Below are 6246 nucleotides of genomic sequence, written 5' to 3'. Positions count from 1 at the left end.
CGCCGGGCGGCAAGGACGTCGACGCGACGATCGTCTACGGCGTGAACCACAACGTGCTGAAGGCCGAGCACAAGGTCATCTCGAACGCATCGTGCACGACGAACTGCCTCGCGCCGCTCGTCAAGCCGCTGAACGACAAGATCGGCCTCGAAACCGGCCTGATGACGACGATCCACGCGTACACGAACGACCAGGTTCTGACCGACGTGTATCACGAAGACCTCCGCCGCGCGCGCTCGGCGACGCACAGCCAGATCCCGACCAAGACGGGTGCGGCTTCGGCGGTCGGCCTCGTGCTGCCGGAGCTGAACGGCAAGCTGGACGGCTACGCGATCCGCGTCCCGACCATCAACGTGTCGATCGTCGACCTGTCGTTCATTGCGAAGCGCGACACGACGGTCGAGGAAGTCAACGCGATCATGAAGGAAGCGTCGGAAGGCGCGCTGAAGGGCATCCTCGGCTACAACGACGCGCCGCTGGTGTCGATCGACTTCAACCACAACCCGGCTTCGTCGACGTTCGACGCGACGCTGACGAAGGTGTCGGGCCGTCTCGTGAAGGTGTCGAGCTGGTACGACAACGAGTGGGGCTTCTCGAACCGTATGCTGGATACGGCGGTCGCACTCGCGAACGCGAAGTAATCCCGCGCACGCAGGGCTGCCGCGAGGCGGCCCGTGCAGCGACCGAACCCGGTCCGGCGTCATGCGCCGGCCGGGTTTTTTTGTGCGCCGGCGTGGCGGCGTTCAGGTTGCCGGCGTCGGGAAATACACGCCCGCGCGCTGCGCGGCATTCGAGATGTGCGCCTCGATCGCCGCGCCGGCGGCGGCCGGATCGCGCGCGATCAGCGCATCGACGATCGCGCGATGCTCGTTCCAGGTCGAAAACAGCAGCTCGCGCCGGTAGAACGGCATGCGCTGGCTTTCCTTCATGATGTCCGCGCTGCCGCGCAGGATCGACTCGATCGCCGCATTGCCGGCGAGGCTGACGATCCGCATGTGGAACTCGAAATCGAGCTGCGACGCCTCGTCGAGTTCGTTTTCGGTCAGCGCGACGTGCAGTTCGGCGAGGTTGTCCTCGAACCAGGCGATGTCGTCGTCCGTGACGACGTGCGCGGCCATCCGCGCGGCGAAGCCTTCGAGTGCGTAGCGCATCTGATAGGTGTCGGGCGGCGACGACTGCTCGGCGAAACGCCACGCATGCCCGGCCGTCGCCTGCGCGCTTTCGACATAGACGCCCTTGCCGGCGCGGATGCGCAGCATCCCGAGCGCCTCGAGCGTCGACAACGCCTCGCGCAGCGACGCGCGGCTGATCTCCAGTTCCTCGGAGAGCTGACGCTGGGCCGGCAGCAGGCTGCCCACCGGATACGCGCCTGCCTCGATCCGGTCGCGGATTGTCGCGATGGCGGTATCGGTCACGGTATGGGGAACGCTTTTCATTGATGTGTCGAGGGCTGGTCTGACCGGCATTGTAATCCGTGCGTCGCCGCGTATCCCGCCGCTACGGGAAAGTCTCGATCCGCCCCTTTTCCAGCCGGCCTCGCAGGGCGGGAAATCCCTATTTTGATCTTTCTTGACGCGACTATATCGGCTTCCTACTATCGTCCATAACATCACTGGTCATACCAGTATGAACAGCACAGATTGCAACCGTTGATCCGGGAGAGCGCCGTGTCGAGATTCCTCAATTCGCTGTTTGGCCGGGTAGTCGTCGCATTGATTCTCGGGGTCGCGCTCGGCGCGTTCTTTCCGCAGTTCGCCGAATCGCTGAGGCCGCTCGGCGACGCTTTCCTGAAGCTCATCAAGATGGTCATCGGTCCGATCGTGTTCTGCGTCGTGGTCAGCGGCATGGCCAATGCGGGCGACCTGAAGAAAGTCGGCCGGGTCGGACTGAAAGCCGTCGTCTATTTCGAGATCATGACCACGCTGGCGCTGATGATCGGGCTTGTGCTTGCCTGGCTCACGCGTCCGGGCGTCGGGATGAACATCGACCTGCATTCGCTCGATCCGGCGTCGCTGTCGTCGTACGCGAAGCACGCCGAGAGCCTGAAGGACACGGCCGGCTATCTGCTGAAGATCATCCCCGATACCGCGATCGATGCGTTCGCGAAGGGCGACATCCTCCAGATCCTCGTGTTCGCGGTGCTGTTCGGGTCGGCGCTGTCGCTGCTCGGCGACAAGGCGCAGCGCGTCACCGGCCTGATCGACGAACTGTCGCACGTGTTCTTCCGCGTGATCGGCTTCGTCATCAAGCTCGCGCCGCTGGGCGTGCTCGGCGCGATCGCATTCACGACCGGCAAGTACGGGGTCGCATCGCTCAAGCAGCTGGGCTACCTCGTCGCCGTGTTCTATCTGAGTTGCATCGTGTTCGTCACCGTGGTGCTCGGCATCGTGATGCGGTTCGCCGGGTTTTCGGTGTTCAAGCTGATCCGCTACCTGCGCGAGGAACTGTCGATCGTGCTCGGCACGGCGTCATCCGACGCGGTGCTGCCGCAGGTAATGCGCAAGCTCGAATACATGGGCGTGAAGGACTCGACCGTCGGCCTCGTGATCCCGACCGGCTATTCGTTCAACCTCGATGGCTTCTCGATCTACCTGACGCTCGCCGTGCTGTTCATCGCGCAGGCGACCAACACGCCGCTGTCGACCCACGACCTGATCGTCGTGCTGCTCGTGTCGCTCGTCACGTCGAAGGGTGCGCATGGCATCCCCGGTTCGGCGATCGTGATTCTCGCGGCGACGCTGTCAGCGATTCCCGCGATCCCCGTGCTCGGCCTCGTGCTGATCCTGCCGGTCGACTGGTTCGTCGGCATTGCCCGCGCGCTGACCAACCTGATCGGCAACTGCGTCGCGACCGTCGTCGTCGCCGTGTGGGAGAACGATATCGACAAGGCCCGCGCGAAGCGCGTGCTGAACCAGGAGCTGCGCTACGTGCCGGCCGACGAGGAGGGAAGCGCTGCCGCGCCGCTGGGCGCCGACCGGGCGCATGCAGTTTGACCACTGCTGCAATGCCTTCGGCGCCGAATGTGCCGGCGCTTCAATCCGGGCAGTCCCGGGCGGGATCGGCATGCGAAGCATGGCGAGTCTCGGTGCTGAAGTACCGACTCCGACCGATACAAGGAGCGAAAGCGCTCAGTCCAGTCAATATCTGATCGACAACAGGAGACACAATGGCCAACCCGATTCCCGATCCGAACGCGCCGGCCTTCACGCGTCGTTACATGAACCTCGCCGATCCTCGGTTCGGTGCGAAGGCGCTGTTCGCAAGCGACGAGTTCTTCGCGCCGAAGGAGCGCATGCTGAATCCCGAGCCTGCCGTGTTCGTTCCGGGGAAGTACGACGATCACGGCAAGTGGATGGACGGCTGGGAGACGCGCCGCAAGCGCACGACCGGCCACGATTTCTGCGTGATACGCCTCGCGCGGCCCGGCGTGATCCACGGCGTCGACCTCGATACCAGCCACTTCACCGGCAATTTCCCGCCGGCAGCGTCGATCGAGGCGTGCGTCGCAGACGGCGAGACGCCGTCCGACAATGCCGAATGGCGCGCGATCGTGCCCGCGACGACGCTGCAGGGCAACAGCCATCACTATGTCGACGTCGCCGATCCGCGGCCCTATACGCATCTGCGCGTGAACCTGTATCCGGACGGCGGCCTGGCGCGGCTGCGCGTCTACGGCCAGCCGCAGCGCGACTGGCGCCACGCGCCGAAAGGCGAGCTGATCGACCTCGCGGCGATCGAGCATGGCGGTTATCTGGTGGCGGCGAACAACCAGCACTTCGGGGCGGCATCGCAGATGCTGATGCCCGGGCGCGGCGTCAACATGGGCGACGGCTGGGAAACCCGCCGCCGCCGCGAACCCGGCAACGACTGGGCGATCGTCGCGCTGGCGCGGCCGGGCGTCATTCGCCGCATCGAGGTCGACACCGCGCACTTCAAGGGCAATTTCCCGGATCGCTGTTCGCTGCAGGCGGCGCAGGTCGCAGGCGGCACCGACGATTCGCTGATCACGCAGGCGATGTTCTGGCCCGAGTTGCTGGGCGAGCAGAAGCTGTCGATGGACAGCATCCATGCGTTCGACCCGCTGGCCGCGCTCGGCCCGGTCACGCACGTGCGCTTCAACATCTTCCCGGATGGCGGCGTGTCGCGCCTGCGTCTGTGGGGCGAGCCGGTCTGAGGGCGGTCATGACGACGCGTCCGACGTTGCGCCTCGAGCGCCTGACCCGCGAGACGTTCACGCCGTTCGGCGACGTGATCGCGCTCGAAGGCGCCCGGCATTTCCCGATCAACGGCGGAACGACCGAGCGTTTTCACGATCTCGCCACGATCGATGTCTGCGATGGCGGCGGGCGGCCGCTCATCAGCGTGTTCCGCGCACAGCCGCGCGCGCTGCCGATTGCGATCACGATGATGGAGCGCCACCCGCTCGGCAGCCAGGCGTTCATTCCGCTTGCGGCGGTGTCGCGCTATGTGGTGGTCGTGGCGCCGGCCGGCACGTTCCGGCCGGAGCGGATGCGTGCATTCCTCGTCGAAGGCTGGCAGGGCGTGAACTATGCGAAGGGCGTCTGGCACCATCCGCTGCTGGCGCTCGACGCGGTCAGCGATTTCGTCGTCGTCGACCGCGGCGGCACGCAGCCGAACTGCGAGGAGACAGCGCTCGACACGGTCTGGCAACTCGTGTTCCCGGAGATGTATGCGAGCGCGGTCTGACGCGCGCTGCGGCGGTCTGTCGGCTGCGCCCCCGTCTTAAGTGCGCCCGTTGCCTGCGGCATGCCGCAAAGGCGTGATGTTTCCCCAAAAAATTGGCCCGGAAGGCATGACGCCGGCCGGGCCGATTCGCGTGTGCGGGTGCGCCGCTCAGTGCTTGCGGTGCGGGCAGTTCTCGGTCGTGCAGTTGCCGTACAGCGCGAGCGAGTGCTCCTGAAGCCTGAAGCCGCGTTCCTTCGCGATCGATTGCTGGCGGCTTTCGATCTCCGCGTCGAAGAATTCCTCGACCCGGCCGCAGTCCAGACAGACAAGGTGGTCGTGGTGAGAGCCTTCGTTCAGCTCGAACACGGCCTTGCCGGATTCGAAATTGCTGCGCGTGAGCAGGCCGGCCTGCTCGAACTGCGTCAGCACGCGGTAAACCGTCGCGAGCCCGATGTCGAGCTGCTCGTTGAGCAGGTTGCGGTAAACGTCTTCCGCCGTCAGGTGACGCACGGGGCTCTGCTGGAAAATCTCGAGAATCTTGAGGCGAGGTAGGGTGGCCTTCAGCCCGATATTCTTGAGATCCGTCGGATTGGTCATGGCTAGGCATCCCTAGAGTACAATGCAGGGCTTCAATGTTACCGGCTTTTCGCCGTTACAGATACACGCGCGGCCTGCCAGAGCGGGCCGGCACGGTGAGGGAAATGATTCGAAAATCTCTTTCGCACTATCAGAGGAGCCGCATGCGGAGTGCCATCATCGCTGCCGCCGCCGTTGCCGCGCTGGCGGGTTGTTCGTCTTACGACAGCGTGACGCAGCGCATCGCGCAAAGCATTACGCCGTATCGCATCACGGTCGTGCAGGGCAACTTCGTGTCGCAGGAGAAAGCGTCGCAACTGCAGGTCGGCATGACCCGCGACCAGGTGCGCGCGCTGCTCGGCACGCCGCTGCTGTCGGACATGTTCCACGCCGACCGCTGGGATTACCTCTTCTACTTCAAGCGCGGTTCGACGGCCGTCGTCCAGCAGCGCGACCTCGTGCTGACGTTCTCGGGCGAGCACCTGTCGAGCTGGACGGGCGCCGACAATCTGCCGTCCGAACTCGACCTGCTGGCCGACATCGACGGCGACCGGCGCGGCAAGAAGCAGCCGAAACCGGTCGCAACGGCCGCGGCAAGCGCCGTCGAAGCGGCGAGCGCACCGGTGGCGGAGGCAAAGCCGGACGCGGTCGCCGCTGCTGCTGCCGCAGTCGACCAGGACGCGAATGCGCAAGCCGCACGCGCGGCGAACCGTGCAACACGGCAGGTGTCCGGCCAGGGCGCGAACGCGCGCCGCTTCACGCCGTCCGCGCAGGCGGCGGCCGGCGCGCCGGTGCCGGGCGGCCAGCCGCCGGGCGCGGTTCCGGCGATCCAGCCGCAATTCCAGTTCCATCGTCCGCCGCAGCCGACCGTGGGGAACGAGGCGCCGCCGCCCGTCGGTCCGCAAGGTTCGGATACGCTGCAGAACCAGCCGCTTACCGCGCCGGGCGCGTCCGAGTAAGCGCGCTGCCGGCCTGCGTGCCGGC

Annotated in this window: 7 protein-coding genes; 5 read left to right on the top strand and 2 right to left on the bottom strand. The window is 65.8% G+C overall.

All coding sequences use genetic code 11. From position 1 onward, the window contains the following. On the top strand, positions 1 to 641 hold a 641-nt coding region (locus KH616_RS05895; RefSeq protein ID WP_292237993.1), incomplete at its 5' end, for a type I glyceraldehyde-3-phosphate dehydrogenase. 102 nt (positions 642 to 743) lie between these two features. Here the strand turns inward: KH616_RS05895 and KH616_RS05890 are convergent. Then, positions 744 to 1466 (bottom strand): FCD domain-containing protein, encoded by a 723-nt coding sequence (locus KH616_RS05890; protein ID WP_292237992.1) that lies wholly within the window; start codon positions 1464 to 1466, stop codon positions 744 to 746. Positions 1467 to 1667: 201 nt separating this feature from the next. On the opposite strand from KH616_RS05890, the gene KH616_RS05885 reads away from it, so the two are divergent. The 3 genes from KH616_RS05885 to KH616_RS05875 all read left to right on the top strand — a co-directional run bounded on the left by KH616_RS05885 (position 1668) and on the right by KH616_RS05875 (position 4707). Continuing rightward, positions 1668 to 2993, top strand: a complete 1326-nt coding sequence (locus tag KH616_RS05885) for a C4-dicarboxylate transporter DctA (RefSeq protein ID WP_292237991.1) — start codon at positions 1668 to 1670, stop codon at positions 2991 to 2993. A gap of 173 nt (positions 2994 to 3166) precedes the next feature. After that, entirely contained in the window at positions 3167 to 4174 is a 1008-nt protein-coding gene (gene alc, locus KH616_RS05880; protein ID WP_292237990.1) for an allantoicase, read from the top strand. 8 nt (positions 4175 to 4182) lie between these two features. Continuing rightward, the gene (locus tag KH616_RS05875) at positions 4183 to 4707 is read left to right on the top strand and encodes an ureidoglycolate lyase (RefSeq protein ID WP_292237989.1); all 525 of its coding nucleotides are present in this window, start codon (positions 4183 to 4185) and stop codon (positions 4705 to 4707) included. 147 nt (positions 4708 to 4854) lie between these two features. Here the strand turns inward: KH616_RS05875 and fur are convergent, their stop codons facing one another. Next, complete coding sequence (fur, locus tag KH616_RS05870) at positions 4855 to 5283, bottom strand: ferric iron uptake transcriptional regulator (protein ID WP_017333432.1); 429 nt, start codon at positions 5281 to 5283, stop codon at positions 4855 to 4857. Between the two features lie 143 nt (positions 5284 to 5426). On the opposite strand from fur, the gene KH616_RS05865 reads away from it, so the two are divergent. Continuing rightward, the gene (locus KH616_RS05865; RefSeq protein ID WP_292237988.1) at positions 5427 to 6221 is read left to right on the top strand and encodes an outer membrane protein assembly factor BamE; all 795 of its coding nucleotides are present in this window, start codon (positions 5427 to 5429) and stop codon (positions 6219 to 6221) included. Positions 6222 to 6246: the final 25 nt, after the last annotated feature.

The sequence above is a fragment of the Burkholderia sp. genome, assembly GCF_018375725.1.
Lineage (GTDB): Bacteria > Pseudomonadota > Gammaproteobacteria > Burkholderiales > Burkholderiaceae > Burkholderia.
The sequence above is the reverse complement of the archived record's forward strand: the minus strand, read 5'-3'. Positions and strand labels throughout refer to the sequence as shown.